Genomic DNA, 19,659 nt, shown 5'->3' on the forward strand with positions numbered 1-19,659 from the left:
ATGACCCTCGTCACCCCAGACTTGATCGGGGGTCCATTCCAGCAGCGGGATCATAGACCCCGGATCTAGTCCGGGGTGACGATGATGGAGGGGCAATTTTACCTACACCCGCGTCAACAAAGCCTGCTTTGCGCTTTCCGGGTACGTGAACCATCTTCTCCAGCATGGAAAAGACTTTCCCCTCTGCTGGCAAACTGTGGCTCGTCGGCGCCGGTCCGGGTGACCCAGATCTGCTGACGTTACGCGCTGCGCGCCTGCTCGGCAGCGCCGACATTGTCGTCCATGACGGCCTCGTCGGCGAAGGCGTGCTGGCGCTGATCCCGCCGCATGTCGAACGCATCGGCGTCGCCAAGCAGCGCAGCCGCCATACGATGAAGCAAGAACTGATCAACGAGCTGCTCGTCCGCGAGACGCTCGCGGGCAAGCAGGTCGTGCGGCTCAAGGGCGGCGATCCGTTCATTTTCGGTCGTGGCGGCGAGGAACTCGATGCCGCGCGCGAAGCGGGCATCGCCTGCGAAGTCGTCCCCGGCATCACTGCCGCCGCGGGCTGCGCCGCGCAGGCGGGCCTTCCCCTCACCCACCGCGAGGACGCGAGTGCGGTCAGCTTTGTCGCGGGACAGTGCAAGGATCTCTCCGACCAGGACTGGTCGGGCCTCGCGGGCCATGGTCGCACCCTCGTCATCTATATGGGCATCGCCACCGCAACCGCGATCGCCGACAAGCTGATCGCCGACGGCGTGTCGCCCGGCCTGCCCGTCGCGGTGATCGAGCGCGGCACCACCGCCGATGCGCGCGTGCTGCGCACCCTGCTCACCGACCTTGGCGATCTTGTTTCGCGCGAAGCGGTGAAAAGCCCGGCGCTGATTATCGTTGGCAAGGTCGCGGCGCGCGCCGATGCACTCGATTGCCTCGGCGCCCCTGGCGTCGCCGAAAAACTGGGGAATTTTGCATGAAACTGCTCACCGGCAACGACCTGAAAACAGGATTTGTCACCTGGTGGACCGGCGCCGACTGGTCGCTGCATATCGAAGACGCCGCCGACGTCGGCGAACAGGGCGAGGCGATCCTCGCCGCCGAGGAAGGCGCGCGCCGCGTCAACGCCCCCTATATTATCGCGGGCGAAATGACTCCCGACGGTCCGCGCCCCGCGCATATCAAGGACCGCATCCGCGCGCTCGGCCCGACCGTGCGCCCCGACCTGACTCTGAAACCCGCCGACCCCAACGCCGGCGACTGGGTGATCTGACATGTATAAATATGACGAATATGACCATGCGATGGTCGCCGCCCGCGTCGCCGAATTTTCGGATCAGGTGCGCCGCCGCCTTGCGGGCGAAATCACCGAGGACCAGTTCAAGCCGCTGCGGCTGATGAACGGCCTCTATCTTCAGCTGCACGCCTATATGCTGCGCGTCGCTGTGCCTTACGGGACGCTCGACAGCCGCCAGATGCGGATGCTGGCACATATCGCGCGCAAATATGACCGCGACTACGGCCATTTCACCACGCGCCAGAACATCCAGTATAACTGGATCAAGCTGGAGGATGCGCCCGCGATCCTCGAGGATCTCGCTTCGGTCGAGATGCACGCGATCCAGACGAGCGGCAATTGCATCCGCAACATCAGCTCCGACCAATGGGCGGGCGCCGCCGCCGACGAGATCACCGATCCGCGCCCGTGGGCGGAGTTGCTGCGCCAATGGTCGAGCTTTCACCCCGAATTCAGCTATCTGCCGCGCAAGTTCAAGATCGCCGTCATCGCCGCCGACGAGGACCGCGCCGCGATGCGCCTCCACGACATCGGCATCCAGATTGTCGAGAAGGACGGGCAGCACGGCGCCGCTTTCTATGTCGGCGGCGGCATGGGCCGCACCCCGATGATCGCGCCGCTGATCAAGGATTTCGTGCCGCTCGAGGATATGCTGAGCTATGCCGAAGCGTGCCTGCGCGTCTACAATCGCTACGGGCGCCGCGACAATATCTACAAGGCCCGGATCAAGATCCTGATCCACGAGCTCGGCGCCGACGAATATCGCCGGCAGGTCGAGGAAGAATGGGCGCATGTGAAGTCGCTCGGCATCGATCCGCCCAAGGCCGAGTTCGACCGCATCGCCGCGCAATTCGCGCCGCCCGCACTCGATGCCTCAGCTCCGGATGAAATCGACCGCAGCGATCCCGACTTCGCAGTGTGGGTCGACCAGAATGTCGCGAAACACAAGATGCCGGGCCATGCGATCGTCAACATCAGCCTGAAGCCCGTCGGCGGCATCCCCGGTGATGCGTCGTCAGCGCAGATCGACCTGATGGCCGACCTCGCCGAAAAATACAGCCATGACGAGCTCCGCGTCACCCACGCGCAGAACATCGTGCTCCCGCATGTCCGCAAGGCCGATCTCTACGCGATCTGGCAAGCGCTCGACGCGGCCGGGCTCGCGACACCGAACCTCGACCTGATCAGCGACATCATCGCCTGCCCGGGCCTCGACTATTGCAGCCTCGCCAACGCGCGCTCGATCCCGGTCGCACAGAAGATCGCGGCGCGCTTTTCGGATCTCGGCCGCCAGAAGGAACTCGGCGAACTCAAACTCAAGATTTCGGGCTGCATCAATGCCTGCGGGCATCACCATGCGGGCCACATCGGCATCCTCGGCGTCGACCGCAAGGGCACCGAAAACTACCAGCTCCTCCTCGGCGGATCGGGCGCGGAGGATGTGTCGCTCGGCACGATCACCGGCCCCGGCTTCGACGAGGACGGCATCGTCGATGCGATCGAACGCGTCACCGACAAATATCTCGCCGAACGCGCCGAGGGCGAACGCTTCGTCGACACCTATCGCCGCGTCGGCATGGCCCCGTTCAAGGAGGCGATCTATGGTTGAGCATCTCCATTCGGACGGCGAGGAGCCCTGCGTCACCCTCGACGCCTTCCTCAACCAGTCGAACGCAACCGCGGTGCGCCTCGAAAGCGACGAGGATGCACGCGCGCTGATCCCTTACCTCGACCGATTGAAGCTGATCGAGGTTGCCTTTCCCAAGTTTCGCGACGGGCGCGGTTATTCGTCGGCGCGCATCCTGCGCGAGGCGGGCTATGCTGGCGAACTGCGCGCGCAGGGCGACGTCCTCGTCGACCAGATCGCCTATATGAAGCGCTGCGGCTTCGACAGCTTCGCGCCCGAAAAACCGCTCGATCCCGCTGATGTCGAGGCGGCGCTGACGCGCTGGCCCGAACATTATCAGACCGCTGCCGACGGCGCGGTGCCGATATGGAAATTAAGGCATGGCTGACGTGAAACACTCTCTCCCCAAGGCCGGCGAAGACCGCACCCGCGATCGCATCGACGTCGCGCCACGCTTCACGCAAGCCGACGTCATCCGCCTAAACAACCTCTTCCGCGGCCAGGACGCCGCCGAGGTCGTTGCGAGCGTGATCGGCGCGGGCTTGCTCGGCGAAACCGCGATCGTGTCGAGCTTCGGCGCCGAAAGCGCGGTGCTGCTGCATCTCGTCAGCCGCGTGGCGCCCGACATGCCCGTCCTGTTCCTCGATACCGGCAAGCATTTCCCCGAAACGCTCGCCTATCGCGGCGAGCTGGCGGCCAAGCTGAAGCTTAACGTCGTCAACCTGACCCCCGATGCCGAGGAGCTGGCGAAAAAGGACGCGACCGAGCTTCGCTGGTCCTACGACCCCGACGGCTGCTGCGAAATTCGCAAGGTCAAGCCGCTCGAAAAGGCGCTGGCCGATTTCGATACCTCGATCACCGGCCGCAAGGGATTCCAGTCGGCGACGCGGCAGGGCCTGCCGCGCTTCGAACTCGACGGCAGCACCGGTCGCCTGAAGTTCAACCCGCTCGCCAACTGGACGCGTGAGATGCTGGACGAATATTTCGAGGCGCACGACCTGCCGCGGCACCCGCTCGAAGCCGAAGGCTATCCCTCGATAGGCTGCTCGCCGTGCACGTCGAAGGTCCAGCCGGGCGAAGACCCGCGCTCGGGCCGCTGGCGCGGCTGGGACAAGACCGAATGCGGTATCCATGAAGTCGTGACGCCGATCGACGACGACCCGGCGAACGATCCGGCGTTTTGATCAGACGCGCCGCAAAAATACGTCGTCATTGCGAGAGGAGCGAAGCAATCCAGGGCGGATTACGCCTACTCCGGATTGCCGCGTCGCCCTCGGCTCCTCGCAATTTCGAAGGTTCAGATTTCAAACCTCACTCATAATCCTCATACGCTTGGCTGTCGTCGGCCAGATCGCTGAACTTGGTCGTCTTCGCCTCGAAATGCAGGCGTACCTTGCCGGTCGAGCCGTGACGCGATTTGGCGACGATGACTTCGGCAAGGCCGAAGACGCGCTCCATCTCGGCCGCCCATTCCTCGTGCGCCGCGTGAATCTTGACGTCATCGCCCTCGACGGGACGCTTGGGTTCGCGCGCCGCGACATAATAATCCTCGCGGAACACGAAGAGCACCATGTCGGCATCCTGTTCGATCGAGCCCGATTCGCGAAGGTCGGATAATTGCGGGCGCTTGTCCTCGCGGCTTTCGACCTGGCGGCTGAGCTGCGACAGCGCCATCACGGGAACATTAAGCTCTTTCGCCAAGGTCTTAAGACCACGAGAAATTTCGGAAATTTCCTGTACGCGGTTATCGCCGCTTTTCGACGAACCCTGCAACAGCTGGAGATAATCGACGACGATGAAGCCGATGCCGTGCCGCCGCTGAAGCCGCCGAGCGCGCGTCCGCAGCCCGGCGATCGTCAGCCCCGGAGTGTCGTCGATGAAGAGGGGCAGCGTCTGGAGTTGCTGCGCCGCGCGCGAGAGCTGCTGGAACTGCTCCTTGCTGATCTTGCCCATGCGCAGCGCCTCGCCCGACACACCCGACTGTTCGGCAAGGACGCGCGTCGCGAGCTGGTCGGCCGACATTTCGAGGCTGAAGAAGGCGACCTTGGCGCCCATATTCTTCTCGGGCGGGATGCCGTCTTCCTCGTCGCGGCGCCAGCGTTCGGCCGCATTATACGCGATATTGGTCGCGAACGAGGTCTTGCCCATACCCGGACGCCCCGCGAGGATCATCAAGTCCGAATTGTGCATGCCGCCGATCTTGGCGTTCATGCTGGCGATCCCGGTGGTGATCCCCGACAGATGGCCGCCCGAATTGAGCGCGCGCTCGGCCGCCTGCAGCGCGGTCAAGCTGGCCTGGTTGAAGCTCTTGACCGATCCCATCTCAGCCTCGCCGCCCGCGACGCGATAGAGCGCGGTTTCAGCCTCCTCGATCTGCGCCTGCGGGTCGACGCTTTCGCTGGTGTCGAGCGCATTCTCGACCAGGGTGCGGCCGACGCCCGCCAGTTCGCGCAGCAAGGCGAGGTCGAAAATCTGCCGGGCGAAATCGCGCGCGCCGATCAACCCCGCGCCGCTGCCGGTGAGCTGTGCGAGATAGCCGACCCCGCCGACCGCCTTCATCGCCTCGTCGGCCTCGAAATAGGGTTTGAGCGTCACCGGCGTCGCGATGCTGTTGCGTTCGATCAGCGCCATCGTCTGCTGGAAAATGCGGCCGTGCAACGGTTCGAAGAAATGCTCAGGAGTCAGCGCGACGGGCAAATCCTCGACGACTCGGTTGTCGATCAGGATCGCGCCGAGGAACGCGGCCTCAGCTTCGATATTGCGGGGTAATTGGCGTTCGTCCCCGGTGTTGGCCGGGGTCGGGATCAGGGCTAGCTCAGGCATGGCGCCACCATGCGCCCGGGCCGCGGCGGGCGCAACCGGCTTGGCTTTGCCGAACGGCAGGACTGTGGGGCGCCTTGGGGATAAGTTTGAAACACGCCCCCTCCGAACGAATGATAGGGAAAGCCCAGAGGCGCCCCCTTGCCCTTCGCCGCAGCCCAAGTAGAAGCACAGGCAGCATGAGCGACGCAGACCCTTCCAAACAGCGGATCATTTCGGTCGAGCTCGACGAAGGCTCGATCGTCTGGCGCAATCCCGATGTCGAGCAGGAACGCCGCGTCGCGATCTTCGATTTGATCGAGGATAACAAATTCGTGCCGCAGCGCGGCCACCCTGACGGCTATGCCGGCCCCTATCGGTTGATGTTGCGTGTCGAGGACGGGCGCCTGATCTTTGAAATTGCCCGAGAAGATGGATCGCCGCTCGAGGCGATCATCCTCGGGCTCGGGCGTTTCCGTCGCCCGATCCGCGATTATTTCGCGATCTGCGACAGCTATTATCAGGCGATCAAGACCTCGACCGCGCAGCAGATCGAAACCGTCGACATGGCGCGGCGCGCGCTGCACAACGAGGCGGCGGAGATGCTGATGGACCGGCTCGACGGCAAGATTGCGGTCGATTTCGACACCGCGCGGCGGCTGTTCACGCTGATTTGCGTGCTCCATATCAAGGGCTGAGCATGGCAACAGGGGCAATCAAGGACAGGCAGCGGCTACGACCGCGCGGCGGGTGGCGCGCGGCGGTGGCTCGGTTGCTGCGCAGGACCGGTGCGATCATAGCGCTGCTATTGCTCGCCGCGGGCCTCGCGATGTGGTGGGCCGCGCGCTGGACGCCCGACCGCGCACTCTACCCCACGCAGGGCGTTACGATCGACGCCGGCAATGGCGATGTTCATTGGGGTTCGGTCAAGGCTGCGGGCGCCGATTTTGCCTATATCATGGCAACCGACGGTTCCGCCGGGGTCGACGCAAAATTCGTCCGCAACATGGCGGCGGCACGCGACGCCGGGATTCAGGCGGGCGCGATCCACCGATACAGCCTGTGCCAACTCGCAACCGATCAGGCGGCAAATTTCATCCGCCATGTACCGCGCCGTGCCGACGCCCTGCCCGCCGTCGTGTGGCTAGACTATGACGACCGTTGCCCCGACCGCCCGACGCGCGCCTTGCTGCTTTCCGAACTCGCGACCTTTCTTGCCCAGATCGAGGCGCATATGGGAAAGCGCAGCCTGATCGCACCCGGCCCGGCGTTCGAAGGCGACTATCGGGTGACGCAGGGGATCGCGCGCACGACCTGGCTGCGCCGCGATTTCTTCGAACCCGATTATGGTGCGCATCCCTGGGCGATGTGGCAAGCCAATAACCATGTTCGCATCTCGGGCGCCGACGGAACGGTCGGCTGGAACGCGCTGCGGCCGCAAGGAGGGACATGATGACCAAGACCCGCGACTCCCTGATCGACGCCGCGCGCGATGCCGCGAGCCGCGCCTATGCCCCCTATTCGGGCTTTTACGTCGGCGCCGCATTGCTCTTGAAGAATGGCGACGTCGTCACCGGCGCCAATGTCGAAAATGCGAGCTATGGCCTGACGCTGTGCGCCGAAACCGCGGCGGTGGCAAAGATCGCGAACGAAGGCTGGATCGGCGAGCTCGCCGAGATCGCGATCGTCGGCGGACGGCCCGACGGCGAGGCGCTGATCGGCAGCGATCCAGTCAATCCGTGCGGACGCTGCCGGCAGATCCTCAACGAAGCCGCCGAGCGCTCGAAGACCGACCTCCTCGTCCATTGCGCCTCGGGCGACGGCCGCGCGGTTACGACCTACCGGCTCAGCGAGCTGCTGCCGGCAGCGTTCGGACCCAAGGATCTCGGCCTCATCGACTGACCGCTTGCGCAAAGCGCCGCGCCCTTACAAGAGACACGCATGGCCATTCTTTCCGATCGCTGGATTCGCGAAGCCGCCCGGACGCAGGGCATGATCGAACCGTTCGTCGAGGCGCAGCGCCGCGACGGCTGCATCAGCTATGGGCTCTCTTCCTATGGCTATGATGCGCGCGTCGCGCCCGAATTCAAGATTTTCACCAACATCGATTCGACGACCGTCGATCCCAAGGAATTCGACCCCAAGAATTTCGTCGACCGCGAAACCGACGTCTGCATCATTCCGCCGAACAGCTTCGCATTGGCGCGCACGGTCGAATATTTCCGCATTCCGCGCGATGTGCTCGTCATCTGCCTCGGCAAGTCGACCTATGCGCGCTGCGGGATCATCGTGAACGTCACCCCGCTCGAACCCGGCTGGGAAGGCCATGTGACTCTCGAATTCTCGAACACCACTCCTCTGCCCGCCAAGATTTACGCCAACGAGGGCGCCTGCCAGTTCCTCTTCCTCCAGGGAAACGAGCCCTGCGAGACGAGCTACGCCGACCGCGCAGGCAAATATATGGGACAAAAGGGCGTCACGCTGCCAAAGCTTTGACACCGCGACTTACGCTAACGCGCTTGCTCTGACGGCCGAAATTGATAACGTTCCCATAATTGAAAATGGGGATGAGGTCATGAAGTTCCGCACCGTCGCGTTCGCACTCACTGCGCTGCTCTCCTCTAATGCCGCGCACGCCGAAGGCTTCCTGAAGGTCGCGGGAACCGAAATCGTCGATGGGTCGGGCAGGCCTGTAATCCTGCGCGGCATGGGGCTCGGCGGCTGGATGCTTCAGGAAGGCTATATGCTGAAGCTTGGCGAGGTCGGGCAACAGAATAGGATTCGTGCCAAGCTCGTCGAATTGGTCGGCGCGGAGCGGACGGCGGAATTCTACCGCGCCTGGCTCGACAACCATACGACCCGCGCCGACATCGATCAGATGGCGAAATGGGGTTTCAACTCGGTGCGCCTGCCCATCCATTTCGACCAACTCACCCTGCCCGCCGACAAGGAACCCGAGCCCGGTGAGGACACCTGGCACGAAGAAGGTTTCCAGCGCATCGACCGCCTGCTCGAATGGAGCAAGGCGAACCGCATTTGGCTGATCCTCGACCTCCACGCCGCGCCCGGCGGTCAGGGTAACGACCTCGCCATATCCGACCGCGATCCCGCCAAACCCTCGCTGTGGCAGAGCGCGGAGAACCAGCGTAAGACGGTCGCGCTGTGGAAGAAGCTCGCCGCGCGCTACAAGGACGAATCGTGGATCGGCGCCTATGACCTGATCAACGAACCGAACTGGAGCTTCGCGACGCCCGGCAAGGGCAATGGCTGCGACGAGACCGAGAACAAGGCGGTGTGGGCGCTGCAACAGCGCATCACCGCCGCGATACGCGAAGTCGACCAAAAACATATCGTCATCATCGAGGGGAATTGCTGGGGCAATAATTACCAGGGCCTGCCGCCAGCATGGGATGCCAATATGGTGCTAAGCTTCCACAAATATTGGAACCGCAACGACGAAGCGAGCCTCGCAGGGATTAAGGCGCTGCGCACCAGCTACAACCGCCCGATCTGGCTCGGCGAGTCGGGCGAGAACAGCAATGCATGGTACCGCGACGCGATCGCGCTTGTCGAGGAAGGCGGTATCGGCTGGAATTTCTGGCCGCTCAAGAAAATCGGCTTTAACCAGCCGCTCGAGATCGTCGCCGGCGACGGCTGGTTGAAGATCACCCAATGGATGACCGGCAAGGGACCGAAGCCCGCAGCCGACGATGCCTTTGCCGCGATGATGCAGCTTGCCCAAAACACGCGCTTCGACCGGAACATCCCGAAACCCGATGTCATCGACGCGATGTTCCGCCAGCCGCACGACCCGACGTACCGCGCGTTCGCACCGCGCACTTTGGCGGCGGAACCGCTAACCATCGCGGCCGCGGACTATGACTTCGGGCCGCCGGGCATTGCCTATGGCGACACCGTAGACGCCAATTATCACGTCGCGACCGGCGGCGAACGAACACCGTGGAACAACGGAACCACCTACCGCAACGACGGCGTCGACATCGCGCGAGAGGCGGACGGCACGGCCTATGTAAGCGACTTCGTCACCGGCGAGTGGATGCGCTACAGTGCCGACGTCGCAAAGGCGGGCCGCTGGACCGTCTCGGCGCGGGTCCGCACGACGAAGGGCGGCCGCATCGGTATCGACGAACGCGGCGTGTCGGTTCCGGCCGGCACCGCGTGGCGGACTGTGAAGTTCGCCGATATCTATCTGCCCGGAGGCCCCGGTGCCGTGACGCTGCGCGCGCTCGCTTGCAGCGACTGCGAGGTTGCCGAACTGGTCTTCACGCCGCGCTGACGGGAACCCATCGCCTTCGCTGCGCGTCCTGTCTGCACAAGCGGCCGGGGCGCGCCAGAGGAGGATAATCCATGTCCATGATCGCCGTCTTTTTCGGCCGCCTGTTCATCGCCGTAATTTTTATCGTGTCTGGGATCAGCAAGCTGATCCATGTCAACGACACCAATGCAATGATCGCCGCTGCGGGGCTTCCCGGCGGGCTCGCGATCCCGACCGGACTATTCGAACTGATCGCGGGTGCCTGCCTCGCGCTTGGCGTCGCGACCCGGCTATGGTCGGTGCTGCTCGCCGCCTTCGTGCTTCTCACCATCCTGTTCTTCCACCGCGAATTCACCGATCCGGTTCAGGCGATGGCGGCGATGAAGAATCTCGCAATTGCGGGCGGGGTCCTCTGCCTCTTCGGCTATGGGCATACGCGCTGGAGTTACGACGCACTGCGCCAGCGCCGCCGCAACGAACTCGCCGCGCACCGCGCGCAGCAGCACGCGACCGAAGCCGAACTGCGCGCCGCGCGCGCCGAAGGGCGCGCCGAGGCTGTCGGTGCGCCCGTGGCGGTCGAGAAACGCCCCTTCTGGCGTCGCTAGAGTGCGGAACCTGGACCTTCGCGCTTGGCATCGCGCGCGCGCTGCGCTAGCCTCCACTTAACGTTTACGTAAAGGGAGGGTTTGTCATGGCGTCCCGCGATTTCGATATCGTCGTTTACGGCGCAACCGGGTTTACCGGCCGTCTCGTCGCCGAATATCTTGCATACCATTACAGGGATCGCAAGGACGCCCCGAAGTGGGCGATGGCGGGCCGCAGCCTCGACAAGCTCGCCGCAGTGCGCGACCTGATCGGCGCGCCGCACGAAACGCCGCTGATCGTCGCCGACGCGAGCGATCCCGCGAGCCTCGACAAGATGGCGGCGAACACAAAGGTCGTGCTCACAACGGTAGGTCCCTACCAGCTATACGGCAACGAACTCGTCGCCGCCTGCGTCCGCGCCGGCACCGCCTATGCCGACCTCTGCGGCGAACCCGGCTGGATGCGCGAGATGATCGACGAACATGAGGCCGCGGCAAAGGCATCGGGCGCACGCATCACCTTCAGCTGCGGTTTCGATTCGATTCCCTTCGACCTTGGCGTCCATTTCCTGCAGGCCGAGGCGATCCGGCGCCACGGCAAGCCGGCCCCGCGCGTCAAGGGCCGTGTGCGCAAGATGGCGGGCGGCGCGTCGGGCGGCACGATTGCGAGCCTCACCGAAACGCTGAAAGCCATCGCGAAAAAGCCGTCGCTCGCATTGCTGCTCAAGTCCAGCTTTGCGCTGACTCCGGGTTTCGAGGGGCCTTCGCAGCCCACCGGGCTCGTCCCCGAATATGACAGCGCGACCGGCACCTGGACCGCGCCTTTCGTGATGGCGCCGATCAACACCAAGAATGTCCATCGTACCAATTTCCTGCTCGGCCATCCATGGGGCGAGGATCTAGTCTATGACGAAATGGTGATGACGACGATCGGCGACGCCGGCAAGGCGATGGCCGAAGCGATGGCGAAAGCAAACCCCTTCGACCCCAGCATCAAGCCCGGCGACGGCCCGAGCAAGGAACAGCGCGAAAACGGCTTCTACGATGTGTTGTTCATCGGCGAATATCCCGACGGCACGACAGTGCGCGCCTCGGTGCAGGGCGACCGCGACCCCGGCTATGGCTCGACGTCGAAGATGCTCGCCGAAACGGGAATGGCGCTGCTCGAAAATGAGGGCACCGGCGGCGTGTGGACACCGGGCGCGCTGCTCGGCGACGCGCTGATCGCGCGGCTGACCGAGAACGCGGGCTTGACCTTCCAGATCGAGGAATAATCGGGCAATGACAACTTCTCCCAGCGCGCTCGACGCGCTGCTCGCTACGCTGCGCACCGAAGAGGGCGTGGCGAAGGCGCATATCGACGCAGGATGGATGCAGGGGCGAACCGCCTATGGCGGGATCAGTTCGGCGGTCGCGCTGGCGGGTGCGATGGCGCTTCACCCGACCGAGACGCCGCTACGCTATGCGCAGATCAGCTTCGTCGGCCCCGTCGGCGGCGACTGCAAGGTCGAGACGCGCGTGCTGCGCCAGTCGAAATCCAGCCTGTTCGTTGACGCCGGCGTTTCGAGCGACCAGGGCTTCGGCACCGCCGCGGTCTTCGCCTTCTCGCCCGACCGGGAAAGCCATCTCGACCACAATCGGCTGGCGATGCCCGATGCGCCCGCTCCCGAAACCCTGGCGCCGGTGCCCGAACATCATGCGCGCCCTTCCTTCACGCGCCATTTCGACATGCGCCCGACGACCGGCCCGCGCTTTGCGTGGAAAAGCGAGGTCGGCGAATATCTGACCTGGGTGCGTTTCGTCGAGGAACCCGCCTGCCACCCCGCGATCGCACTGCTCGCGATGGGCGACGCACTCCCCCCCGCCGCGATGGCGCTGTTCAGCCAATTCGGGCCGATCAGCTCGATGAACTGGACGGTCAATATGTTGACCGGTACGCCGCAAACCGATGACGGCTGGTGGCTGCTCTCGGCCAAGACCGGCTATGCCCGCCACGGCCTGTCGGTGCAGGACATGATGCTGTGGAACCGCGCCGGTGAACCGATCCTGAGCGGCAGCCAGGCAATCGCAATCTACGCCTGATATTGGTCCGCGAACATCAACGGCGGGGCCGCACAAGGCCGCTAGCGATCGATGACCACCGGACATTTTCCCGTTTCCCGGTGGTCCATTCGCAGATGCCGGTGGTCGAAAATAAAAAAGGCCCGCTTTTGCAGGCCTTTTTGTAATGGTGGAGCCTAGCGGGATCGAACCGCTGACCTCCTGCATGCCATGCAGGCGCTCTCCCAGCTGAGCTAAGGCCCCGTGCCATTTCGCGTGTCGCGCCGAGCGGTGCGACCGGGACGCCGCCTTTAGCAGCGCCATCAGGTGATGCAAGGGGCCAAATCATCTTTCGATGCTTTTTTGGCCCCCCGCCGGAAAATCAGCCTTCGTCGTCCTCGTCGTCGCCAGTCGCAACCCCCAGGTCGTCGTCGCCGCCAAGGTCGACGTCGTTGTCGGGCGAATCACTGTCCTCGTCGACGTCGACGTCCAGATCCAGATCCTCGTCGCCGGCAACATCCTCTTTCGCGGCCTTGCCCGGCTTTTCGACTTCTTCGAAGGGCATCGGCTGCTTCGATTTGAGCACCGATTCCGGAATCCAGCTATAGCCGCAATTGATGCAGCTGACCGGATCGTCCTTGGTCAAATCATAGAATCGGGTGGCGCATTTTGGGCAGCTGCGCTTCGTGCCCCATTCAGCCTTAATCATAAACGCCTCATAATCCTTTGAAAACAGGATAGAAATATCGGAAGAGCGACGGTATCTGAATAGCTATCCGTCAAATCGGCGTGCGCCTTGCCAGATTGCAAGGCCGCTGTCAAAAGCCGCACGCCATGACCGATCAAACCGCCACACCGCGCGCCTTTTCCGCTTCCGTTCCGCTGAAAGGTAGGATTGCGATCCCGGGGGACAAGAGCATCTCGCACCGTTCGCTGATGCTGTCGGCGCTGGCCATTGGGGAAAGCCGCGTTACCGGCCTGCTCGAAGGACATGACGTGCTAGCAACCGCGGCCGCGATGCGCGCGATGGGCGCGACGATCGAACGGCAGGACGATGGCGAATGGCGCGTCCACGGCGTCGGGGTCGGCGGACTGCTCCAGCCGCAGTGTGCACTCGACATGGGCAACAGCGGGACCTCGACACGCCTGCTGATGGGTCTTGTCGCGAGCCACCCGATCACCGCGACCTTCGTCGGCGACGCCAGCCTGTCGGGACGCCCGATGGGCCGCGTCATCGATCCACTGGCGCAGATGGGCGCCGACATCAGCGCCTCGCCGGGAGGCCGCCTGCCTCTGATGGTGCGCGGCCTCGCTCCCGCCATTCCCCTCTCCTACCGCCTGCCGATGGCGTCGGCGCAGGTGAAGAGCGCGGTGCTGCTCGCCGGGCTCAACACCCCAGGCATCACCGAGGTGATCGAGCCTGTGCCGACCCGCGACCATAGCGAGCGCATGCTGCGCGGCTTCGGCGCCGAACTGACGGTCGATACCGATGGCGACGGCACGCGCCATATCCACATTCGCGGCGAAGCTGAACTGAAGCCGCAGTCGATCATCGTCCCGGGCGATCCCTCGTCCGCCGCTTTCTTCATCGTCGCCGCGCTGGTCGTGCCCGGATCGGACGTCACCATCGCCAATGTCGGCCTGAACCCGACGCGCGCCGGCCTGGTCGACGTACTGAAGCAGATGGGCGGCGACATCGAGCTTCTCAACGAGCGCGAAGTCGGGGGCGAGCCCGTCGCCGACCTCCGCGTGCACCACAGCAACCTCAAGGGCATCGAGGTAGATCCCGCAGCCGCGCCGAGCATGATCGACGAATTCCCGATCCTTTTCGTCGCCGCCGCACTCGCCAAAGGCCGCACGACGACGACCGGCCTCGACGAATTGCGCGTCAAGGAAAGCGACCGCCTGGCCGTTATGGCGGCGGGTCTCGATGCCATCGGTGTGCGCGTCGAGGAAAGCGAGGACGGGCTGGTCATCGACGGCACCGGCGGCGACCCGTTGCCCGGCGGCGCGACAATCGCCGGCCACCTCGACCATCGCATCTGCATGAGCTTTGCCATCGCCGGACTCGTGAGCAAAGCGCCGGTGACGATCGATGACATCGCCCCGGTCGCGACCAGCTTCCCCAATTTCGAAGCTCTGCTCGTGGGCTTGCAGCGATGATCATCGCAGTCGATGGCCCCACCGCGTCAGGCAAGGGCACGCTCGCGCGCCAGCTTGCCGAACATTTCGGACTGCCCGTGCTCGACACCGGGCTGCTCTATCGCGCGGTAGGTTATCAGACCCAGCTCAATCACGGCGACGCCGATAAGGCCGACGACGCGCTCGCGGCGTGCGATTTCCCTGCTGCGCTGCTCGACGATCCCGCGCTGCGCTACGAAACGACGGGCGGACTCGCGAGCCGCGTCTCGGTCCACCCTGCTGTGCGCGCCGCGCTGTTCCAGCGCCAGGTCGATTTTGCCAACCAGCCTGGCGGCGCAGTACTCGACGGGCGCGATATCGGCACCGTGATCGCGCCGCTCGCCGACGCGAAGATATTCGTGACGGCGTCGGCCGAGGAACGCGCGCGCCGCCGCCATGCCGAAATGCGCGCACGCGGCGTCGACGTGACCTACGACGTCGTGCTCGCCGACATTCACGCCCGCGACGCGCGCGATACAGGCCGTGCCGATGCGCCGCTCGTCCGCGCCGCCGACGCGATGCTGCTCGACAACAGCGACATGACCCGCGAGGCGGCGCTGGCCGCCGCGATCGCCTTTGTCGAACAGCGGCGCGCGGACCGCAGCTGACCGCCCTTTTTCCTTGCTTCTGCGGGGCTCCGCGCCTATAGGCGCCGCGTCCGACGGGCGTTTGTAGCTGGTCGAGGCACGGACAGACCGCCACTCGATTCGAGTGTCGGGCGTGACGAGATCAACTCGTCGCGCCCTTTTTGCTTTGCCCGCACCTCGCCGATTGAAGCGCTTCGAGGATGTCCCGTATCGCATCCGGCGGACGGGACGGATCGGCCACAAGACCAGCGGAACCAACCGCTTGGCCGGAACAAATGAAGTAAGGAAAACACTCTATGGCCTCTACGGCTTTTCCGTCGCGCGACGATTTCGCCGCGATGCTCGACGAATCGCTGGGTGGTGCTGATGGCGGCTTTGAAGGCCGCGTCGTCAAGGGCACCGTGACCGCGATCGAAAACGACCTGGCAGTGATCGACATCGGCCTGAAGAGCGAAGGCCGCGTGCCGCTTCGCGAATTCGCGATGCCGGGCCAGAAGGCCGACCTCAACGTCGGCGACGAAGTCGAAGTCTATGTCGACCGCGTCGAAAACGCCAATGGCGAAACCATGCTGTCCCGCGACCGCGCCCGCCGCGAAGCCGCTTGGGACCGCCTCGAAGAAGAATTCAACAAGGAAGCCCGCGTCGAAGGCGTCATCTTTGGCCGCGTCAAGGGCGGCTTCACCGTCGACCTCGGCGGCGCCGTGGCGTTCCTTCCGGGTAGCCAAGTCGACATCCGCCCCGTACGCGATGTCGGCCCGCTCATGGACCTGCCGCAGCCCTTCCAGATCCTCAAGATGGATCGCCGCCGCGGCAACATCGTCGTGTCGCGCCGCGCCATCCTGGAAGAAACGCGCGCCGAACAGCGGTCGGGCCTGATCCAGAACCTGGAAGAAGGTCAGATCATCGAAGGCGCGGTCAAGAACATCACCGATTACGGTGCGTTCGTCGATCTCGGCGGCATCGACGGCCTGCTCCATGTCACCGACATGAGCTACAAGCGCGTCAACCACCCGAGCGAGGTCATCAACATCGGTGACACGGTCAAGGTGCAGATCATCCGCATCAACCGCGACACCCAGCGCATCAGCCTGGGCATGAAGCAGCTCGAAAGCGATCCGTGGGAAGGTGTCGCCGCCAAATACCCCGTCGGCGCGAAACTGTCGGGCACGGTCACGAACATCACCGATTACGGCGCGTTCGTTGAGCTCGAAGCCGGTATCGAAGGCTTGGTCCACGTCAGCGAAATGTCGTGGGTCAAGAAGAACGTCCACCCCGGCAAGATCGTTTCGACGAGCCAGGAAGTCGACGTTATCGTCCTCGAAGTCGACAGCGACAAGCGCCGCATCTCGCTGGGCCTCAAGCAGGCGCAGTCGAATCCGTGGGGCGCCTTTGCCGAAGCCCACCCGGTGGGTTCGGTCGTCGAAGGCGAAGTCAAGAATGCGACCGAATTCGGTCTGTTCGTCGGCCTGCCGGGCGACGTCGATGGCATGGTTCACATGTCGGACATCGCGTGGGGCATTTCGGGCGAAGAAGCGCTGCACCTCCACCGCAAGGGCGAGGCCGTGCAGGTCGTCGTTCTCGACGTCGACGTCGAGAAGGAACGCATCAGCCTCGGCATCAAGCAGCTTGAAAAGGGCGCTCCGGCCGTCGGCGGCGGCGTTGCCGCAGCTGGCTCGCTGAAGAAGAACGACGTCGTCACCGTCTCGGTCCTCGAAGTCCGCGACAACGGCCTCGAAGTTCAGGCCGGCGAAGATGGCGCCACCGGCTTCATCAAGCGCGCCGACCTTGGCCGCGACCGCGACGAACAGCGTGCCGAACGCTATCAGGTCGGCCAGAAGTTCGATGCCATGGTCATCGGCTTCGACCGTTCGAAAAAGCCGAACTTCTCGGTCAAGGCAATGCAGATCGCCGAAGAGAAGGAAGCCGTCGCGCAGTACGGCTCGTCGGACTCGGGTGCGTCGCTCGGCGATATCCTCGGCGAGGCGCTGAAGGCCGGCAAGAAGGATTAAATCCTCCTGCTGCCGTCAGGCGAAACAAAAGGCCCGCAGAGTGTCCCTCTGCGGGCCTTTTTCTTTCAGTGATATATTTTGACCAAACGGTGATTCGTGATACCTTCCGCGCGCGTTGGGAGGGGTCTCACGCACTATGAACCGGCAACGTCCGGAATCCTGCCTCGGCGGGAAAGCGTGGCTATATATATTAGGGGAAGCAGATGATCCGGTCAGAACTGGTTCAGAAGATCGCGAGCGAAAACAGCGACCTGCGGCTCGAGGAGGTCGAGCGCATCGTCGATGTATTCTTCGATTCCATTGTCGACCAGCTTGCCGCGGGCGGCCGCGTCGAATTGCGCGGATTCGGCGCGTTTTCGACCCGCTCGCGCGAATCGCGCACGGGCCGCAATCCCCGCACGGGCGCGGCGGTCGAGGTGAAGGCGAAGAATGTGCCCTATTTCAAACCGGGCAAGGAAATGCGCGAGCGCCTGAACAGTTGATATCGTCCCGCGGGATACCGGCTAACAGGCCGTCACCGGCCTAGTTTTTCAACCGGTACCCCGTGCGGAACATCCAGAAAATGACGCCGAGGCAGAGCGCCAGGAAGAGCGCGACTGCGCCCATGCTGACCTCGATCCCCACATCGCCCTTGCCGAAGAAGGTCCAGCGAAAGCCGCTGATCAGGTAAACGACGGGATTGAACAGGGTTACCGTCCGCCACGCCGTAGGCAGCATGTCGAGCGAGTAAAAGGCACCGCCCAGAAAAGTCAGCGGATAGATGACCAGCATCGGGATCACCTGAAGCTGCTCGAAACTCTTGGCCCAGATGCCAATGATGAAACCGAACAGGCAAAAAGTCACCGCCATCAGGATCATGAAGGCGGCCATCAGCAGCGGATGCGCGACCTGCACGTCGACGAAGAGGTGGGCGGTGGCGAAGATGATTGTTCCGATGATCACCGACTTGGTCGCCGCGGCGCCGACATAGGCGATCACCGTCTCAAGCGGCGACAGCGGCGCCGACAGCATCTCGTAGATCGTGCCCGTCCATTTGGGCATATAGATGCCGAAAGACGCATTGCTGATGCTTTCGGTGAACATCGTCAGCATCATCAGCCCGGGCACAATGAACGCGCCATAGGGGACATCGCTGACCTCGTTCATCCGGCTGCCAATCGCCGATCCGAAGACGACGAAATAGAGCGCGGTGGTGATCACCGGCAGCATCAGGCTGGTCCAGAACGTGCGGCCGAACCGCGCCATTTCGAAAAGGTAGATGGCGCGAATGCCGCGAATATTCGAAATCATGCCGCCGCTCCCGCCGCGCTCTTGTCCTCGTGCACCAGCCCGACGAAAATATCCTCGAGCGAGCTTTGCTTCGTGTGCAGGTCCTTGAAGCCGATGCCGATGTCGCTCATTCGCCGCAGCAGCGACGGAACCCCGGTGGCTTCGGCATGGCTGTCGAATTCATAGATCAGCTCGTTGCCGTCGCCCGCGAGTTCGAGGCTCCACTGGGCAAGGTCTTCGGGCACCGCAGCCAAGGGTTCGGCGAGATTGAGCGTCAACGTCTTGCGCCCGAGTTTCTTGATCAGCGCATTTTTTTCCTCGACCAGGATCAGCTTCCCGTGGCTGATCACCCCCACGCGGTCGGCCATTTCCTCGGCTTCCTCGATATAATGGGTCGTCAGGATGATCGTCACGCCGCGTTCGCGCAGCCCGCGTACCATGTTCCACATATCGCGGCGCAGTTCGACGTCGACACCCGCGGTGGGTTCGTCGAGAAACAGGATTTCGGGTTCGTGGGAGAGCGCCTTGGCGATCATCACGCGCCGTTTCATGCCGCCCGACAATTCCATGATTTTCGACGTGCGCTTATCCCACAGCGACAGGTCGCGGAGCAATTGTTCGATGAACGCCGGATCCTTGGGCTTGCCGAACAGGCCGCGCGAGAAGCTGACAGTCGCGAGCACCGTCTCGAACGCATCGGTGTGCAATTCCTGCGGCACCAGCCCGATCATCGTGCGCGCGGCGCGAAAATCGCGCGCATGATCGTGCCCGCCGACGGTGACCGTGCCGGTGCTGGCCGTCACGATGCCGCAGACGATGCTGATCATCGTCGTCTTGCCCGCGCCGTTCGGCCCGAGCAGCGCGAAAATCTCGCCCTTGTTGATGGTCAGGTCGACGTCGCTGAGTGCTGTGTGACCGCTTTGATAGGTTTTGCCGAGGCCGGAAATTTCGAGGACTGGAGTCATGGCACGCCATCTAACCCACCCACCGCGTGCCGTGAAGCGGCAAACATCGCTT

The 19,659-nt window shown here is 63.8% G+C and carries 21 protein-coding genes and 1 tRNA gene; 17 read left to right on the forward strand and 5 right to left on the reverse strand.

Features of this window, described 5'->3' with window-relative positions; genetic code table 11:
- The first annotated feature begins 164 nt into the window (after window positions 1-164).
- The 5 genes from cobA to ATE71_RS13145 are packed head-to-tail and all read left to right on the forward strand — an operon-like array spanning window position 165 to window position 4,081.
- Window positions 165-953, forward strand: coding sequence for a uroporphyrinogen-III C-methyltransferase (gene cobA / locus ATE71_RS13125; RefSeq protein ID WP_058803755.1), 789 nt, complete (start codon window positions 165-167; stop codon window positions 951-953).
- Window positions 950-1,246 (forward strand): DUF2849 domain-containing protein, encoded by a 297-nt coding sequence (locus ATE71_RS13130; protein WP_058803756.1) that lies wholly within the window; start codon window positions 950-952, stop codon window positions 1,244-1,246. The genes cobA and ATE71_RS13130 overlap by 4 nt, the downstream gene beginning before the upstream one ends.
- Before the next feature lies 1 nt (window position 1,247).
- On the forward strand, window positions 1,248-2,879 hold the full coding sequence (locus tag ATE71_RS13135) for a nitrite/sulfite reductase (RefSeq protein ID WP_058803757.1): 1,632 nt from the start codon (window positions 1,248-1,250) through the stop codon (window positions 2,877-2,879).
- Window positions 2,872-3,285, forward strand: a complete 414-nt coding sequence (locus tag ATE71_RS13140; protein WP_058803758.1) for a DUF934 domain-containing protein — start codon at window positions 2,872-2,874, stop codon at window positions 3,283-3,285. The genes ATE71_RS13135 and ATE71_RS13140 overlap by 8 nt, the downstream gene beginning before the upstream one ends.
- Window positions 3,278-4,081, forward strand: a complete 804-nt coding sequence (locus ATE71_RS13145) for a phosphoadenylyl-sulfate reductase (protein ID WP_058803759.1) — start codon at window positions 3,278-3,280, stop codon at window positions 4,079-4,081. The genes ATE71_RS13140 and ATE71_RS13145 overlap by 8 nt, the downstream gene beginning before the upstream one ends.
- Window positions 4,082-4,208: 127 nt before the next feature.
- Here the strand turns inward: ATE71_RS13145 and ATE71_RS13150 are convergent, their stop codons facing one another.
- The gene (locus ATE71_RS13150; protein WP_058803760.1) at window positions 4,209-5,720 is read right to left on the reverse strand and encodes a replicative DNA helicase; all 1,512 of its coding nucleotides are present in this window, start codon (window positions 5,718-5,720) and stop codon (window positions 4,209-4,211) included.
- A gap of 176 nt (window positions 5,721-5,896) precedes the next feature.
- On the opposite strand from ATE71_RS13150, the gene ATE71_RS13155 reads away from it, so the two are divergent.
- From ATE71_RS13155 to ATE71_RS13190, 8 genes are all read left to right on the forward strand, one after another.
- A complete protein-coding gene (locus ATE71_RS13155) occupies window positions 5,897-6,394 on the forward strand; it encodes a UPF0262 family protein (protein WP_058803761.1) in 498 nt (165 codons plus the stop codon).
- A 2-nt stretch (window positions 6,395-6,396) separates the two neighbouring features.
- Window positions 6,397-7,149 carry a GH25 family lysozyme gene (locus ATE71_RS13160; protein WP_058803762.1) on the forward strand — a complete coding sequence of 251 codons (753 nt, stop codon included), beginning with the start codon at window positions 6,397-6,399 and terminating at the stop codon, window positions 7,147-7,149.
- Window positions 7,149-7,598 (forward strand): cytidine deaminase, encoded by a 450-nt coding sequence (locus ATE71_RS13165; RefSeq protein ID WP_058803763.1) that lies wholly within the window; start codon window positions 7,149-7,151, stop codon window positions 7,596-7,598. Before ATE71_RS13160 ends, ATE71_RS13165 begins: the two co-directional genes overlap by 1 nt.
- Window positions 7,599-7,637: 39 nt before the next feature.
- Complete coding sequence (gene dcd, locus ATE71_RS13170; protein WP_058803764.1) at window positions 7,638-8,192, forward strand: dCTP deaminase; 555 nt, start codon at window positions 7,638-7,640, stop codon at window positions 8,190-8,192.
- A gap of 79 nt (window positions 8,193-8,271) precedes the next feature.
- Entirely contained in the window at window positions 8,272-9,993 is a 1,722-nt protein-coding gene (locus ATE71_RS13175) for a cellulase family glycosylhydrolase (RefSeq protein ID WP_058803765.1), read from the forward strand.
- A 71-nt stretch (window positions 9,994-10,064) separates the two neighbouring features.
- Window positions 10,065-10,577, forward strand: a complete 513-nt coding sequence (locus ATE71_RS13180) for a DoxX family protein (RefSeq protein ID WP_082665201.1) — start codon at window positions 10,065-10,067, stop codon at window positions 10,575-10,577.
- Window positions 10,578-10,663: 86 nt separating this feature from the next.
- Entirely contained in the window at window positions 10,664-11,830 is a 1,167-nt protein-coding gene (locus ATE71_RS13185; protein WP_058803767.1) for a saccharopine dehydrogenase family protein, read from the forward strand.
- Window positions 11,831-11,837: 7 nt separating this feature from the next.
- On the forward strand, window positions 11,838-12,638 hold the full coding sequence (locus tag ATE71_RS13190; protein ID WP_058803768.1) for an acyl-CoA thioesterase: 801 nt from the start codon (window positions 11,838-11,840) through the stop codon (window positions 12,636-12,638).
- 146 nt (window positions 12,639-12,784) lie between these two features.
- Here the strand turns inward: ATE71_RS13190 and ATE71_RS13195 are convergent.
- A tRNA-Ala gene (locus tag ATE71_RS13195) sits at window positions 12,785-12,860 on the reverse strand.
- A gap of 118 nt (window positions 12,861-12,978) precedes the next feature.
- Entirely contained in the window at window positions 12,979-13,305 is a 327-nt protein-coding gene (locus ATE71_RS13200; protein WP_058803769.1) for a TIGR02300 family protein, read from the reverse strand.
- Between the two features lie 125 nt (window positions 13,306-13,430).
- On the opposite strand from ATE71_RS13200, the gene aroA reads away from it, so the two are divergent.
- The 4 genes from aroA (at window position 13,431) to ATE71_RS13220 (ending at window position 17,855) form a co-directional block, all read left to right on the forward strand.
- Window positions 13,431-14,759 carry a 3-phosphoshikimate 1-carboxyvinyltransferase gene (gene aroA / locus ATE71_RS13205; RefSeq protein ID WP_058803770.1) on the forward strand — a complete coding sequence of 443 codons (1,329 nt, stop codon included), beginning with the start codon at window positions 13,431-13,433 and terminating at the stop codon, window positions 14,757-14,759.
- On the forward strand, window positions 14,756-15,385 hold the full coding sequence (locus ATE71_RS13210; RefSeq protein WP_058803771.1) for a (d)CMP kinase: 630 nt from the start codon (window positions 14,756-14,758) through the stop codon (window positions 15,383-15,385). Before aroA ends, ATE71_RS13210 begins: the two co-directional genes overlap by 4 nt.
- 275 nt (window positions 15,386-15,660) lie before the next feature.
- Entirely contained in the window at window positions 15,661-17,373 is a 1,713-nt protein-coding gene (gene rpsA, locus ATE71_RS13215; protein ID WP_058803772.1) for a 30S ribosomal protein S1, read from the forward strand.
- A gap of 203 nt (window positions 17,374-17,576) precedes the next feature.
- On the forward strand, window positions 17,577-17,855 hold the full coding sequence (locus ATE71_RS13220) for an integration host factor subunit beta (RefSeq protein ID WP_058803773.1): 279 nt from the start codon (window positions 17,577-17,579) through the stop codon (window positions 17,853-17,855).
- Between the two features lie 40 nt (window positions 17,856-17,895).
- Here ATE71_RS13220 and ATE71_RS13225 read toward each other — a convergent pair whose 3' ends face one another.
- Together ATE71_RS13225 and ATE71_RS13230 are read right to left on the reverse strand one after the other, a co-directional pair.
- Window positions 17,896-18,663: an ABC transporter permease gene (locus ATE71_RS13225; RefSeq protein ID WP_058803774.1), complete on the reverse strand. Its 768-nt coding sequence runs from the start codon at window positions 18,661-18,663 to the stop codon at window positions 17,896-17,898.
- Window positions 18,660-19,607 (reverse strand): ABC transporter ATP-binding protein, encoded by a 948-nt coding sequence (locus ATE71_RS13230; protein WP_058803775.1) that lies wholly within the window; start codon window positions 19,605-19,607, stop codon window positions 18,660-18,662. The genes ATE71_RS13225 and ATE71_RS13230 overlap by 4 nt, the downstream gene beginning before the upstream one ends.
- Window positions 19,608-19,659: the final 52 nt, after the last annotated feature.

The organism is Sphingopyxis sp. H115, assembly GCF_001468465.1.
In the GTDB taxonomy this organism is placed as follows: domain Bacteria; phylum Pseudomonadota; class Alphaproteobacteria; order Sphingomonadales; family Sphingomonadaceae; genus Sphingopyxis.